We start from the raw sequence: 13,817 nt of genomic DNA on the forward strand, positions 1-13,817 counted from the left end.
GAGGTTGCCATGAAACGACACACCCTGAGCCTCTGGCTCAGCGGGGTGCTGTTGACTGCGTCTGTCTCCGCCGCTCAGGCGGCGGAGCTCAGCCTGCAACAGACTCTGCTGGCCGCCGAGCACTATTCTGCGGCGTTGTCCGCCAACCGGAACCAGAGCGATGCCCTAAACGCGATGGCCGACTCCGCCCGGCAGTTGCCCGATCCAAAGCTGAAGTTTGGCATCGAAAACGTGCCGGTGCAGGGCAGTAACAACCATCGTTTTAGCCGTGATGGCATGACCATGCAGCGCATCGGCATCATGCAGGACTACGTCAGCGAGGAAAAACGCGACCGTAAGGCGGATACCATTCTTGCTCAATCGGCCAGCAGCCAGGCGAAAGCTGAGGTGATTCGCGCCAATCTGCAACGTGATACCGCCCAGGCATGGCTGGATCTCGCCCTGTCTGAGCGGGTGCTTACCGCTGCCCGCAAGCTGGTAAACGAAACCGAGCGGCAGATTGGCGTTCAGAAAGCGACCGTGGCCAGCGGCAGCTCGCCCGCCTCCGGCGTAGTGGATATCCGCATGACGCTGCTCACCATGCAGGACAAAGTCACGCTTGCCGAGCGTGATGTCACGTTGGCCCAGACGCGACTGCTGCAACTGACCGGCCAGACGGTAGATAGCGTGGTGGGTTCATTGCCCCGCTACCAGCGGTTACCGGCCGATCCAGCCGTGCTTGAAGAAGGTGTGATGCAGCACCCGGAAGTGGTTGAGGCTGCCCGCGAAGCCGATGTGGCTCGCGCAAAGTCGGCGCAGTCTGCCGTGGCCGCTAAACCTGATGTTGGCATTGAAGTTTATTACGGCCGCCGTGCTGAGGGTTATGACGATATGGCGGGCGTAATGTTTACCGTCGATCTTCCGCTATTTAAGCCTCAGCGCCAGGACAAAGACTACTCTGCGGATGTTTCCCGGGCGATGGAAGCGAACGATCAGTTAGCGCTCGCTCGCCGGGAGCGTATCGCGCTGGTTCACTCGTTGGTGGCGAATTATCAGGCTGCACAAAGCGTCTGGCAGCGCCAGCAGGAGCAGGCTTTACCGCTTCAGCGCCAGCGTCTGTCGCTGCTGGAATCGCAGTACCGCGCCGGGCAGTCCTCTCTGACTGAACTGTTGGCCGCTCGGCGGGATCTTCTGGACACCGAACTGACCGCCAGCAGCGCGGAAAAAGCCGTGGCCACCAACTGGGCGGCGATCCGCTACCTTACGCCTCAGGATGTTAACTGATGAAAAAAACACTCACTTTTTCCCTGCTGGCGGTGGCGGTTGTTGCCGCGCTGGCCGCGGGATATTACGCCGGGAAGCAGCAAACCTCTCAGCAACATACCGACACTCAGTCCCAACAGGAAAGCGGCCGCAAAGTGCTTTATTGGTACGATCCTATGGTGCCGGGCCAGCGGTTCGATAAGCCGGGGAAATCGCCTTTTATGGATATGGCACTGGTTCCGCGCTATGCCGATGAAGTGGCCAACGATGGCGGCGTGACGGTCAGCAGCCGCCAGCAGCAAAACCTGGGCATTAAGACGGCCGCCGTTGAGCGTAAGGCCCTGAGCGTACCGTTTGCCGCTTTTGCCACCGTAACGCTGGACGAACGCAGCGTCCAGATCATTCCGGCCAGCGCTAACGGCATTGTGGAAACGCTGTACGTCAAAGCCCCGCAGCAGTATGTGAAAGCCGGAGAACCGCTGGCACAGCTTTGGTTCCCGGAATGGACCGCCGCGCAACAGGAGTTTCTGGCGGTACGCAAGCTGGGTGACAGCGCTTTAACCGCCGCGGCGAGAGAGCGGCTGCAGCTGCAGTTTATGCCTGCGGAAGTGATTCGCCAGGTTGAACGCAGCGGCAAGCCGCAAACCCGTGTGACCGTTCGCGCAAAGCTTGCCGGGTATGTGAATAAACTGGAAGCACGGGAAGGACAGCAGGTGACCGCGAATGCCCCGCTGTTCGAAGTGGCAAGCCTTGATTCCGTCTGGATTGTGGTGGATTACCCGCAGTCGCAGGCTCAGGCATTGCAGCCGGGAAGCCAGATTGTGGCCACCGCCGACAGCTGGCCTGGGGAGGTGTTTCGCGGGCGGGTAAGCGAACTGCTGCCGAACCTCGAAACCACCACCCGCACGCTGAAGGCGCGCATTGTGCTGGATAATCCGCAAATGAAGCTCAAGCCCGGCATGTACCTTAGCGTGCATCTGGCAAATCAGCAGCCTCGCGCTGCCGTTCTCGCCGTGCCGGAGGAGTCGCTGATTGAAACCGGGAGCCAAAGTCGCGTGCTGGTGGCCGAAGAGGGTGGCCATTTCCGCCCGGTGAACGTGGTACCTGGCATCAGCGACAAAGGCTGGGTGGAAATTCTTTCCGGGCTGAATGAGGGTGAGAAAGTGGTCACTTCCGGCCAGTTCCTTATTGACTCAGAGGCGAGCCTGCGCAGCGCTTTGCCTGAACAGGAAGGGCAGCCTAAAGCTCAGTCAACGGCAAAAACCTACGATGGCGAAGGCGTGGTCAAAGCGGTCAGCGCGGAGGCCATTACTATTGCTCATCACCCCATCCCCGCCCTGAACTGGGGGGCGATGGTGATGCCGTTTGCGCTTAAATCGCCGACTAACCTGAAACCCGGGGATTCGGTGATGTTCAGCTTTACGATGGATGACGAACAGGGGGCCGTGATTACCCACCTGATGCCGACGGCGGAGGCACACAAATGATTGCCGCCGTTATTCGCTGGTCGCTTAAAAATCGTCTACTGGTGGTGCTGGCCGCCATCATTATGGCGGCGTGGGGGCTTTGGTCGCTGCAGAGAGCGCCGCTGGATGCGCTGCCGGATCTCTCCGACGTGCAGGTGATTGTGCGGGTCAGCTATCCGGGTAAAGCGCCGCAAATCGTTGAGGACCAGGTCACGTATCCGCTGACCACCACCATGCTGTCCGTCCCGGGCGCTAAAACGGTGCGTGGTTTCTCTATGTTTGGCGATTCCTATGTCTACATTCTGTTCGACGACGGGACCGATCCATACTGGGCGCGTTCCAGGGTGCTCGAATACCTGAGCCAGGTACAATCTCAGCTACCGCCAGAAGCCAAAGCCTCGCTGGGGCCGGATGCTACCGGAGTTGGCTGGGTATATGAATATGCGCTGGTGGACAGAACCGGGAAGCATAGCCTGGCCGATCTGCGGGCTCTTCAGGACTGGACGCTGAAGTTTGAGCTGAAAACCGTGCCTAATGTCTCCGAAGTGGCAAGCGTCGGCGGCATGGTGCGTCAGTATCAGATTGTGCTCGATCCGGAGCGCATGAAAGCGCTGAATATTACCCATGAGCAGATCATTAACGCGGTAAAAAGCGCCAATCAGGAAGGCGGCGGCTCGGTGCTTGAAATGGGAGAGGCCGAGTATATGGTTCGCACCTCCGGCTATCTCAAAAATCTGGATGACTTCAAACAGGTTGTGATCGCCAGCCGCGAGGGCGTGCCGGTGCTGCTTTCTGATGTGGCTTCCGTGAGGCTTGGGCCGGAAATTCGTCGGGGCGTGGCGGAGTTTAACGGCGAGGGTGAAGTTGCCGGCGGCATTATCGTGATGCGCTATGGTAAAAATGCGCTTGAAACCATCAATGCGGTAAAAGAAAAGCTGGCGCAGCTGCAGAAGAGCCTGCCCGCTGGCGTTGAAATTGTGCCGGTTTACGACCGCTCACATCTGATTGAAAACGCGATAGAAACGCTCTCCCATAAGCTGCTGGAAGAGTTTATCGTTGTGGCCATTATTTGTTCGTTGTTCTTGTTCCACTTCCGCTCTGCACTGGTGGCGATAATTACCTTGCCGCTGGGGATTTTGGGCGCGTTTATCGTCATGCATTACCAGGGAGTGAATGCCAATATCATGTCGCTGGGCGGGATTGCGATTGCCATTGGCGCGATGGTCGATGCGGCGATAGTGATGATTGAAAACATGCACAAAGTCCTCGAGCAGTGGCGGCACGAACATCCAGGAGAGCAGCCGCGCGGCGAGGATTACTGGCAAATATCCCAGCAGGCCGCCGTCGAAGTGGGGCCGGCGCTGTTCTGTAGCCTGCTGATCATTACCCTGTCGTTTATCCCTGTGTTCTCTCTTGAGGCGCAGGAGGGGAGGATGTTTTCTCCGCTGGCTTTTACCAAGACCTATTCTATGGCGGTGGCGGCAGGGCTGGGGATAACGCTGGTGCCGGTACTGATGGGCTGGTTTATTCGCGGCAAAATCCCCGATGAAAAAGCCAATCCGATTAACCGTTGGCTGATTGCGGCCTATGAACCGGTTTTGGAAAAGGTGCTCGACCGGCCGAAGACAACGCTTGCGATAGCCGGCGTGCTGCTGGTGGCCACGCTTTGGCCGCTGAGCAAACTGGGCAGTGAGTTTATGCCACCGCTGGATGAGGGGGATTTACTGTATATGCCTTCCACGCTGCCGGGGATTTCGACGCGCGAGGCTGGGCGATTGCTGCAGCAGACCGATCGTCTGATTAAGACTGTTCCGGAAGTTGAAACCGTTTTTGGTAAAGCCGGACGTGCCGAAACGGCCACCGATCCTGCGCCGTTAACCATGATTGAAACTACCATTCGCTTTAAGCCGCGTGACCAGTGGCGTCCTGGAATGACGATGGACAAGCTGGTGAATGAGCTGGACAACGTGGTGAAGGTGCCGGGCATTGCCAACGTGTGGGTGCCGCCTATTCGTAACCGCCTGGACATGCTGGCTACCGGGATCAAAAGTCCGGTCGGAATAAAGGTGAACGGCAATAATATTGCTGCCATCGAGTCAGTCGCGGAACAGATTGAGCGCGTGGTGAAGCAGGTGCCCGGCGTCACGTCGGCGCTGGCCGAACGTTTGGGCGGCGGGCGCTATGTGGACATCGACATCGATCGTCGCAAAGCGGCGCGCTATGGTGTTTCTGTTAAGGAACTTCAGTCGCTGGTGGCCACGGTTATTGGGGGTGAAAACATCGGTGAAACCATTGAGGGGCGTGAGCGTTTCCCTATAAACGTACGCTACCCACGTGAACTGCGCGATAACCTGCAAAAACTGCGTGATTTACCGGTTATCACCGCTAACGGCAGCCAACTGGCGCTTTCTGAACTGGCTAATATCTCCATCACGGAAGGGCCGCCAATGCTGAAGAGTGAAAATGCGCGTCTTTCAAACTGGATTTATGTCGACCTGCGGGGCCGTGATTTGAAGTCCGCAGTGGAGGATATGCAGCGTGCGGTGGCCGAGCAGGTGAAATTGCCTGAAGGTGTTTCTCTTTCATGGTCAGGGCAGTTTGAATACCTGGAACGTGCGACGGCGAAATTAAAAATCGTCTTGCCTTTTACCTTGTTAATCATATTTGTACTGTTATATGTCACCTTCTCGAGAGTGAAAGATGCGCTATTAATTATGGGGACTTTACCGTTCTCATTAATTGGCGGCGTATGGTTACTCTACCTGTTGGGATATAACCTGTCGGTGGCCGGAGCCGTTGGCTTTATTGCCCTGGCGGGGGTTGCTGCCGAATTTGGCGTGATCATGGTGCTTTATTTAAACCAGGCACTGGCTAAGCATCAGAAAACTGACAGCGTGCAGGATGGCGGTATGCTGCGGCGCGCTATTCATGAAGGGGCGGTGTTGCGCGTCAGGCCGAAGGTGATGACGGTGGCCACCATTATGGCGGGTTTACTGCCGATTATGTGGGGCAACGGGACCGGATCGGAGGTGATGCGACGTATTGCCGCACCGATGATTGGAGGGATGGTGACGGCACCATTGTTGTCGATGCTGGTTATCCCTGCGGTATATATGCTGATTAAAAAACGGAAATAACTTTGTCAGCCGGAGCGTATATAGTTATGCGCTTCGGCTTACAACCTTATTCATAATTGTCTGATGGCTGTTTGAGAATTTAGCGTGTAGAGCAGCGAATGCTGGACAATTTTCTTTACAACTCATGTGCTGATTTAGCTTTCATTGAGATATAATTCAGTAAGGTACCTGTCGAATTTTAATATGGTAATAACGACGTGACTTACACGAATAAACTGTTCTCAACTTTGATTTTTGTTTGCACGCTAGGGTTGAGCGCTTCTGCCGCTGCTGCGGAAGGCGGCGTCTTCAGCAACGCATGGGAAACATTCTCCGGCCAGGTTTCTAAAACCTGGAACGAGCCAGAACATTATGACCTCTACGTGCCGGCGATTACCTGGCACGCCCGCTTTGCCTATGACAAAGAAAAAACGGATCGCTATAACGAGCGGCCGTGGGGCGCCGGTTTTGGCCAGTCCCGCTGGGATGAAAACGGCAACTGGAACGGTATCTATTTGATGGCGTTCAAGGATTCTTTTAACAAATGGGAACCTATCGGCGGTTATGGTTGGGAGAAAACCTGGCGGCCGCTGAGCGATGATAATTTCCATTTAGGTCTGGGGTACACCGTCGGCGTCACTGCCCGCGATAACTGGAAATATATTCCTATCCCGGTTGTGCTGCCGCTGGCATCTATTGGTTACGGCCCGGCAACCTTCCAGATGACCTACATTCCGGGAACCTATAATAACGGTAACGTCTACTTTGCGTGGATGCGGTTCCAGTTCTGATTTTGTCCACCTGAAGTCGGTGAAAACTGAGGGTTTTTATACCCCTTTAAAAACAAGGTGTAATGCGCAAGCTAGTAAAAAGTTAGCGACTTTTATCACTTTTTAGCAATTCTGGACTGGACAAAAGCCACCACAATTGTTGTACTGATGCCCGACACAGCATTTGTGTCGTTTTTTCATGTAAAGGTAATTTTGATGTCTAAGATTAAAGGTAACGTTAAGTGGTTTAATGAATCCAAAGGCTTCGGCTTCATTACTCCGGAAGATGGCAGCAAAGACGTGTTCGTACACTTCTCTGCAATCCAGAGCAATGGTTTCAAAACCCTGGCTGAAGGCCAGCGCGTTGAGTTTGAAATCACTAACGGTGCCAAAGGCCCTTCTGCTGCAAACGTAATGCCTATCTAAGTCATTACCAGTAGAATATAAAAACCCGCCAAGGCGGGTTTTTTTTTGCCTGCGACTTTTCAGGCAAACAGATACGTTTTCAAAAACAACCCAACGATAACGACGCTTATCAGCACGCTCGCCCAGCCGGTTATTTGCTCTTTCATTGCCCACTCCCCCAAAGATATGGCTGGGATAGTGGCAGAGAAAAATTAAGCTAACATTAACGCCCTAGGGGTTATTGGGTCACGAAAAGGGAAACCAGCCAAAATGCGAGCGCGGTCATTATAAACGAGCCCGCCAGGTTGAGCAGGACGTTCATGCCGGCCCACATCAATCGCCCATCCTGCAGCAGCAAAACCACTTCCGCAGAGAACGTCGAAAACGTTGTCAGGCCGCCGCAGAAACCAGTGGTGATCAGCAGCTTCCACATCGGGTCGACGTTGCTGAAACGGCTGAACAGCGCCAGCCCAAGGCCGATGATAAACGCCCCGGTCAGGTTGGCGATTAGCGTTCCGATGGGGATCCCCATATGCAGGGGATTGAGCTTCATACTGAGAAACCAGCGTGCTACGCTGCCCATCCCGCCGCCGATAAAGACGGCGAATAGCATCTGAATCACGATTAATCCTTATTAAACATCAGCAATGGGAAAAGTGTAGCGTTCAGGTCGGGAGATTTATACCCAATATGCTGTAATTAATCCTTTGAGCGGCGAGGTGGAATATGAAGGTGGCGGTCGGGCAGTTTGTGGTGGGATCAGTCTGGCAGGAAAATGCGGCAACCTGCGTACGGTTGATGGCGCAGGCGGCGGGGAAGGGCGCCGATTTGCTGGTATTGCCGGAGGCCGTCCTGGCAAGGGATGATAATGACCCGGATATGTCGGTGAAGTCAGCGCAGCCGCTTGACGGTGGCTATGTAGAACAGCTGCGGGCTGAAAGCCGGAAGAACGGCATGACAACGGTGTTAACGCTGCATGTGCCTACCGGCGACGGACGGGCGGCAAATACCTTGCTGGCCATTCGTGGCGGTGAGATTGTGGCAAGCTATCAAAAAATTCATTTGTATGACGCTTTCAGCGTGCAGGAGTCCCGGCTGGTGGATGCCGGAGCAAGCCTGGCCCCCTTGATTAAGGTGGCCGGCATGAACGTTGGGCTAATGACCTGCTACGACCTTCGTTTTCCTGACATGGCGCTGAGCCTGGCGCTTAGCGGAGCAGAGGTTCTGGTTCTGCCAGCGGCATGGCTAAAAGGCCCGCATAAAGAGGCTCATTGGGCGACTCTGCTGGCTGCCCGAGCGCTGGATTCGACTTGTTACGTGGTGGCCTCCGGAGAGTGCGGTAATAAAAATATTGGCCAAAGCAGAATTGTCGATCCGTTGGGCGTGACCGTTGCCGCCGCGGCCGAAGTGCCTGAACTGATTTTTGCCGAGGTAAACGCAGAGCGAGTCGCGGCAGTCAGACAAATGCTGCCGGTATTGCTTAATCGCCGGTTTGCGGCTCCGCAAATGCTATGATGTTTTTTTAAGCAAACCTTGATTCACCTTGTTACAGATTGCTATTGTGTCGCGCGGGCAAATGTCCGTTAATGCAATCAGGTCTTTTATTCGCCGTTGTCACGGCACGCATCACAAAAGAAGGTAGGTATGGGAGAGATTAGTATCACTAAGCTGCTGGTTGTCGGCGCGCTGATCGTATTGCTGTTTGGTACCAAGAAGCTGCGCACGCTGGGCGGCGATCTCGGTTCTGCCATCAAAGGCTTTAAGAAAGCGATGGCTGAAGACGACAGTGGCAAAAAGCCCGATACCGAAGCTGAAGCCTCTGCAGAACAGCGCATCGTTCATAAAGACTGAATGACGACTGCAAAATAAAAACCGGCTCATAATGGCCGGTTTTTTTATGGATGTCAGTTTAAACGTAACAATGTGTAACTACTGTTACTTCACTTCCATGCCTTTTGCCTGCAGGTCGGCGTGGTAGGAGGAGCGGACAAACGGGCCACAGGCGGCGTGGGTGAAGCCCATCGCCAGCGCTTCCGCTTTCATCTCTTCAAACTCATCAGGGCTAACGTAACGCTGCACCGGTAAGTGGTGACGGCTTGGCTGCAGATACTGGCCCAGCGTCAGCATGGTCACCCCGTGGCGGCGCAGGTCGCGCATCACTTCAATGATTTCTTCGTTGGTTTCACCCAGACCTACCATCAGGCCGGACTTGGTTGGGATATGCGGATGCGCTTCTTTGAAACGCTCAAGCAGCTTCAGTGACCAGTTGTAGTCTGCGCCAGGACGGACGTTGCGGTAGACGCGCGGCACGTTTTCCAGGTTGTGGTTGAACACGTCTGGTGGCGTCGCGGTCAGGATATCCAGTGCGCGATCCATACGGCCACGGAAATCCGGAACCAGCGTTTCGATTTTGATGGTTGGGTTTTTTTCGCGGATAGCACGAATACAGTCTGCGAAGTGCTGAGCACCGCCGTCGCGCAGATCGTCGCGGTCTACGGAGGTGATAACCACGTAGCGCAGGCCCATGTCGGCAATAGTCTGTGCCAGTTTTTCAGGCTCGTTAGCGTCTGGCGCAACCGGGCGGCCATGTGCGACGTCACAGAATGGGCAACGGCGCGTACAAATGGCGCCCAGAATCATAAAGGTCGCGGTGCCGTGGTTAAAACATTCAGCGAGGTTAGGGCAGGACGCTTCTTCGCAAACGGAATGCAGACCATTTTTGCGCATCGCCGCTTTAATGCCCTGGATACGGGTTGAGTCAGACGGAAGTTTGATTTTCATCCATTCTGGCTTTCTCAACAGCTCCTGGCGCTCTGTCACCACGTTTTTAACCGGGATCAGAGCCATTTTATCGGCGTCGCGGTATTTAACGCCGCGTTCCATCACAATGGGTTTGCTCATAGGGTGCGTATTCCAGTTGCGGATAATGAAGTCAGGCTAATTCAAGCTAAGTTAGGATCTATCAACTATTTTTGAATTAATGGCCGGGAGTATATCATCACGGCCAGGGAGAATCAGTATACCCCAACATGAAATGGAGAAAGAATTGTAAATGGGTTGTTGTTTTGTGCTAAATGCGAGGTTAACGGGCATGGTGTTCACCTCTGAAACGTCCGGTAAGAGGTGAAAACCACTGGGAATCAGGCAAACTCGGTGCTTATGGCTTTGATTATCTCCTGCAAAACCGTATCCCGAATGCTTAGCTTGTTAAAATGCATGCTGGTTTCCATTGTTTTATCGGCAAACAGATCACAGTCAACGGCCTGCAGGCGCCACGTCTCTTTAAACATTTCGTACAGCCGCCAGGGCATGAAGCCCAGCAAATCGCTGCTGCCTAACAGCGAGGATAGGGTGACGTAGTTATAGCTGCTAAATGCTATCTGCCTGTTGGGAAGCCGCTCGCTGATCTCCTGGCGCAGGTCGCGCAGCAGGTCATCCTGCATGATCAGGAAGGTGTGCTCCATGTTTTGCAGATCTTCTCGAGTTAGTCGCTGTTCAAGACAGGGGTGACCTTCCCGGCAGACCACGGCGATACTTTCCTGATACAGCGGTACGCTGGTGATTGTTCGCGCATAGTGGCGGCTGGTGTCGATAATAAGGTCGGTCTGAAACTGGCTTAGCTGAGACTCGCCGTCATTAATTGGCACGTTGCGAATAAGCAGATTCGGGTTAACTTTGCGGATCGCAGAATAGACTTTAGGGATAACTAAAGCCCCAATAGACGGCTGAGTGGCAATGGTGATGGTGCGTTGCTGATCGTTGCTGCTGTTAAAATCCAGCGCGCCAAGAATCGATTCCAGTCCCTGGCTGATATATTCGTGCAGATGTGCCGCATACGCCGTCGGCGTGACGCCCTGGCCTTTGCGGATGAATAAAGGATCGGGAAAAATATAGCGCAACTTTTGGATAGACTGGCTGATGGCCGAGGGCGTGAGGTTAAGCACTCTGGCTGCATTGACGATGCCTTTATGAATGTAGACAGCCTCAAAAATGGTCAGCAAGTTTAAATCTATGTTGCGTAACGTCTTGAATACGGGATAGTTGTTTTCACCATCGCGATCCACGATTTTTTTCTCAGACAGTGGGTTTTGCCCCATGTCAGGTCTCCGTTAAAAAAATAAAGAATATTATATTTATAGATACAAATAGAGCATTTGGGGGAATTAGCGTAGTTATTTTGCCAACCCAAGCACGAATAAGAAAAATTAAGCGGCAGAAAAGGTTTCTGGGCTGTCATATTATTTAAATAATGACGTTTCTGAATTATCCAACTAGTGATTATAACTGACGGGCTATCGGGATTTTACAGAGGGTAATATCAGGCCAGAAGAGGAAACTTGCTGGCCAGTCGATTAATCAGCGGACTGATATTCGTAAGGCGGGTGGTTTAGCAGGGCGATAAAGTTTTCTACCAGTCGGGGTTGGATATCTGCCACGGTGATATCGTCGATAAAATGACTGACCTGTGTCATCTCCAGCCCGGCATAGCCGCAGGGGTTAATACGCAGGAATGGGGATAAATCCATATTGATGTTCAGCGCTAAACCGTGGAACGAACATCCCTTGCGAATGCGAAGCCCCAGAGAGCAAATTTTACGTCCGTCGACATACACGCCCGGCGCATCGGCACGCGGGTAGGCTTCTATATCATATTCTGCCAGCGTGTTAACCACGGTTTGTTCCAGGATGGTCACCAGCTCCCGCACGCCCAGCTTGCGTCGTTTTAAGTTCAGCAGTAGATACATAACCTGCTGGCCAGGGCCGTGAAAGGTCACCTGGCCGCCGCGATCGCTTTGCACCACCGGAATATCGCCCGGCATCAGGACGTGCTCGGCTTTACCGGCCTGGCCCTGGGTGAAAACCTGAGGGTGCTCGACCAGCCAAATCTCGTCGGCCGTAGCGTCGTCACGGGTGTCGGTAAAGTCATGCATCGCCTGCGAGACAGGTTCATAAGGCTGCAGGCCAAGGGTGCGAATCAGAATAGTGTCTTGAGACAAAACAGCGTCTCCGGGAGAAAATGGTGGTGGGAAGTATATCATACTCAAAACCCGGCCTGAGCCGGGTTATCGGATTACAGCACCATACGAACGATTTCGATGTTGCCTAATTCTTCGTACAGAGTTTCAACCTGCTCAATGTGCGTTGCATTGATAGTAATGGAAACGGAGTGGTAGTTTCCTTTGCTGCTTGGTTTAACCTGCGGCGTGTAGTCACCAGGGGCATGGCGCTGCACTACCTCAACGACCAGATCAACCAGCTCCGGTTTCGCCAGGCCCATTACTTTGTAAGTAAAAGAGGTTGGGAATTCGAGCAGTTCGTTCAGTTTGGTTTTCATGGTAGCTCCAGCGTTACGGCAATAAAAATGATAACTCCCGCCGACGGGCGGGAGTAGAGATTACGGGTGAACCCATCGTGGTAAAGCGTCTGAAAACCGGTCTTACAGGAACAAAGAATCGGGTTCTCTGGTGTGCCCCAAACGGTCGAAAACCACGTTTTTCGGCCGTTTGTCATCAATAATAACTCCCGCCGACGGGCGGGAGTTGCTTTGATGCTAAGTATATGGGGTCAACTTCGACACTTTCAAGTGTTCAATAATTAACCGAACCAGTGGTGGAACATCAGTTTGATGTAATCAATGATTCGGCTGAAGAAATTCCCTTCCGGCATCTCTTGCAGCACAACCAGCGGACGCTGCTCGATAGTTTTGCCGTCAAGCTGGAAGTTAATGGTGCCAACAACCTGATTTTTCTGCAGCGGGGCGTGCAGCTCGGAGGTGGTCAGCACGTAGCTGGCTTTCAGGTCTTTCATACGGCCGCGGGGAATGGTCAGATAAACGTCTTTATCCACGCCCAGAGATGCACGGTCGTTATCGCCAAACCAGGCCGGTTCGGAAGCGAACTCTTTGCCAGCTTTCAGCGGAGAAACAGTTTCAAAGAAGCGGAAACCCCAGGTCAGCAGCTTTTTGCTTTCTGTTTCACGGCCTTTGTAGGTGTGCCCGCCGAGTACCGCAGAAATCAGACGCATCTGGCCTTCGGTAGCGGAAGCCACGAGGTTATAGCCTGCTGCATCGGTGTGGCCGGTTTTAATGCCGTCAACGTTGAGGCTGGTATCCCACAGCAGACCGTTACGGTTGGTCTGACGGATATTGTTGAAGGTGAACTCTTTTTCTTTGTAGATAGAGTATTCGTTCGGCACATCGCGGATCAATGCCTGGCCTATCAGCGCCATATCGCGTGCAGAACTGTACTGGCCTTCGGCGTCCAGGCCGTGCACGGTCTGGAAGTGGGTGTTTTTCAGGCCCAGGGCGGAAACGTAGCCATTCATCAGGCTCACGAAGGCATCCTGGCTGCCGGCGACGAAGTCGGCCATTGCCACACAGGCGTCGTTACCTGACTGCAGGTTGATACCGCGAACCAGTTTGTTGACCGGCACCTGCATACCAGGCTGAAGGAACATCAGCGAGGAGCCTTTAAACACCGGGTTGCCGGTGGCCCAGGCATCTTTGCCGATGGTGACCATCGCATTGTCGTCGAATTTGCCGGCTTTCATCGCCTGGCCAATGACGTAGCTGGTCATCATCTTGGTGAGGCTGGCCGGGTCGCGACGTGCGTCGGCATTTGATTCGGCCAGCACTTTCCCTGAGTTGTAGTCAATCAGGATATACGCTTCTGCATCAATCTGCGGGACGCCCGGGATCATAGTTTTAATATTGAGGTCGTCAGCTTGAGCAGAGGCCACAGCCGCAAGGGCGAAAGCCGAGGTGAGCGCCAGGCGCTTAACAAAACGTGCAGAAAGAGCTGTATTCATGATGGAACTAC

13 protein-coding genes are annotated in these 13,817 nt (G+C 53.8%); 7 read left to right on the plus strand and 6 right to left on the minus strand.

What is annotated here, in order from left to right; all coding sequences use genetic code 11:
* The first annotated feature begins 9 nt into the window (after positions 1-9).
* The 5 genes from CNE01S_RS17050 (at position 10) to cspE (ending at position 7,020) form a co-directional block, all read left to right on the plus strand.
* Complete coding sequence (locus CNE01S_RS17050) at positions 10-1,263, plus strand: TolC family protein (protein WP_061277478.1); 1,254 nt, start codon at positions 10-12, stop codon at positions 1,261-1,263.
* Positions 1,263-2,729 carry an efflux RND transporter periplasmic adaptor subunit gene (locus CNE01S_RS17055; protein WP_061277479.1) on the plus strand — a complete coding sequence of 489 codons (1,467 nt, stop codon included), beginning with the start codon at positions 1,263-1,265 and terminating at the stop codon, positions 2,727-2,729. Before CNE01S_RS17050 ends, CNE01S_RS17055 begins: the two co-directional genes overlap by 1 nt.
* Complete coding sequence (locus tag CNE01S_RS17060) at positions 2,726-5,845, plus strand: efflux RND transporter permease subunit (protein ID WP_061277480.1); 3,120 nt, start codon at positions 2,726-2,728, stop codon at positions 5,843-5,845. The genes CNE01S_RS17055 and CNE01S_RS17060 overlap by 4 nt, the downstream gene beginning before the upstream one ends.
* Positions 5,846-6,042: 197 nt before the next feature.
* The gene (gene pagP, locus CNE01S_RS17065) at positions 6,043-6,615 is read left to right on the plus strand and encodes a lipid IV(A) palmitoyltransferase PagP (RefSeq protein ID WP_072279167.1); all 573 of its coding nucleotides are present in this window, start codon (positions 6,043-6,045) and stop codon (positions 6,613-6,615) included.
* 195 nt (positions 6,616-6,810) lie between these two features.
* Entirely contained in the window at positions 6,811-7,020 is a 210-nt protein-coding gene (cspE, locus tag CNE01S_RS17070) for a transcription antiterminator/RNA stability regulator CspE (protein ID WP_004100146.1), read from the plus strand.
* 217 nt (positions 7,021-7,237) lie between these two features.
* Here the strand turns inward: cspE and crcB are convergent, their stop codons facing one another.
* The gene (crcB, locus tag CNE01S_RS17075; RefSeq protein WP_061277481.1) at positions 7,238-7,621 is read right to left on the minus strand and encodes a fluoride efflux transporter CrcB; all 384 of its coding nucleotides are present in this window, start codon (positions 7,619-7,621) and stop codon (positions 7,238-7,240) included.
* Positions 7,622-7,725: 104 nt separating this feature from the next.
* Here crcB and CNE01S_RS17080 point away from each other — a divergent pair, with 104 nt between their 5' ends.
* Both CNE01S_RS17080 and tatE read left to right on the plus strand, forming a co-directional pair.
* The gene (locus CNE01S_RS17080; RefSeq protein ID WP_061277482.1) at positions 7,726-8,514 is read left to right on the plus strand and encodes a deaminated glutathione amidase; all 789 of its coding nucleotides are present in this window, start codon (positions 7,726-7,728) and stop codon (positions 8,512-8,514) included.
* Positions 8,515-8,643: 129 nt separating this feature from the next.
* Positions 8,644-8,850: a twin-arginine translocase subunit TatE gene (tatE, locus tag CNE01S_RS17085; RefSeq protein WP_045781682.1), complete on the plus strand. Its 207-nt coding sequence runs from the start codon at positions 8,644-8,646 to the stop codon at positions 8,848-8,850.
* 84 nt (positions 8,851-8,934) lie between these two features.
* Here tatE and lipA read toward each other — a convergent pair whose 3' ends face one another.
* The 5 genes from lipA to dacA form a co-directional block, all read right to left on the minus strand.
* On the minus strand, positions 8,935-9,900 hold the full coding sequence (lipA, locus tag CNE01S_RS17090) for a lipoyl synthase (RefSeq protein ID WP_061277483.1): 966 nt from the start codon (positions 9,898-9,900) through the stop codon (positions 8,935-8,937).
* A gap of 239 nt (positions 9,901-10,139) precedes the next feature.
* Positions 10,140-11,096, minus strand: a complete 957-nt coding sequence (locus tag CNE01S_RS17095) for a YbeF family transcriptional regulator (protein WP_061277484.1) — start codon at positions 11,094-11,096, stop codon at positions 10,140-10,142.
* Between the two features lie 255 nt (positions 11,097-11,351).
* Positions 11,352-11,996 carry a lipoyl(octanoyl) transferase LipB gene (gene lipB, locus CNE01S_RS17100; protein ID WP_061277485.1) on the minus strand — a complete coding sequence of 215 codons (645 nt, stop codon included), beginning with the start codon at positions 11,994-11,996 and terminating at the stop codon, positions 11,352-11,354.
* Between the two features lie 74 nt (positions 11,997-12,070).
* Positions 12,071-12,334 carry a DUF493 family protein YbeD gene (gene ybeD, locus CNE01S_RS17105; protein WP_008456041.1) on the minus strand — a complete coding sequence of 88 codons (264 nt, stop codon included), beginning with the start codon at positions 12,332-12,334 and terminating at the stop codon, positions 12,071-12,073.
* A 260-nt stretch (positions 12,335-12,594) separates the two neighbouring features.
* On the minus strand, positions 12,595-13,806 hold the full coding sequence (gene dacA, locus CNE01S_RS17110) for a D-alanyl-D-alanine carboxypeptidase DacA (RefSeq protein WP_061277486.1): 1,212 nt from the start codon (positions 13,804-13,806) through the stop codon (positions 12,595-12,597).
* Between the last annotated feature and the right edge of the window lie 11 nt (positions 13,807-13,817).

The organism is Cedecea neteri NBRC 105707 = ATCC 33855 (assembly GCF_001571265.1).
Taxonomy (GTDB): Bacteria; Pseudomonadota; Gammaproteobacteria; order Enterobacterales; family Enterobacteriaceae; genus Cedecea; species Cedecea neteri.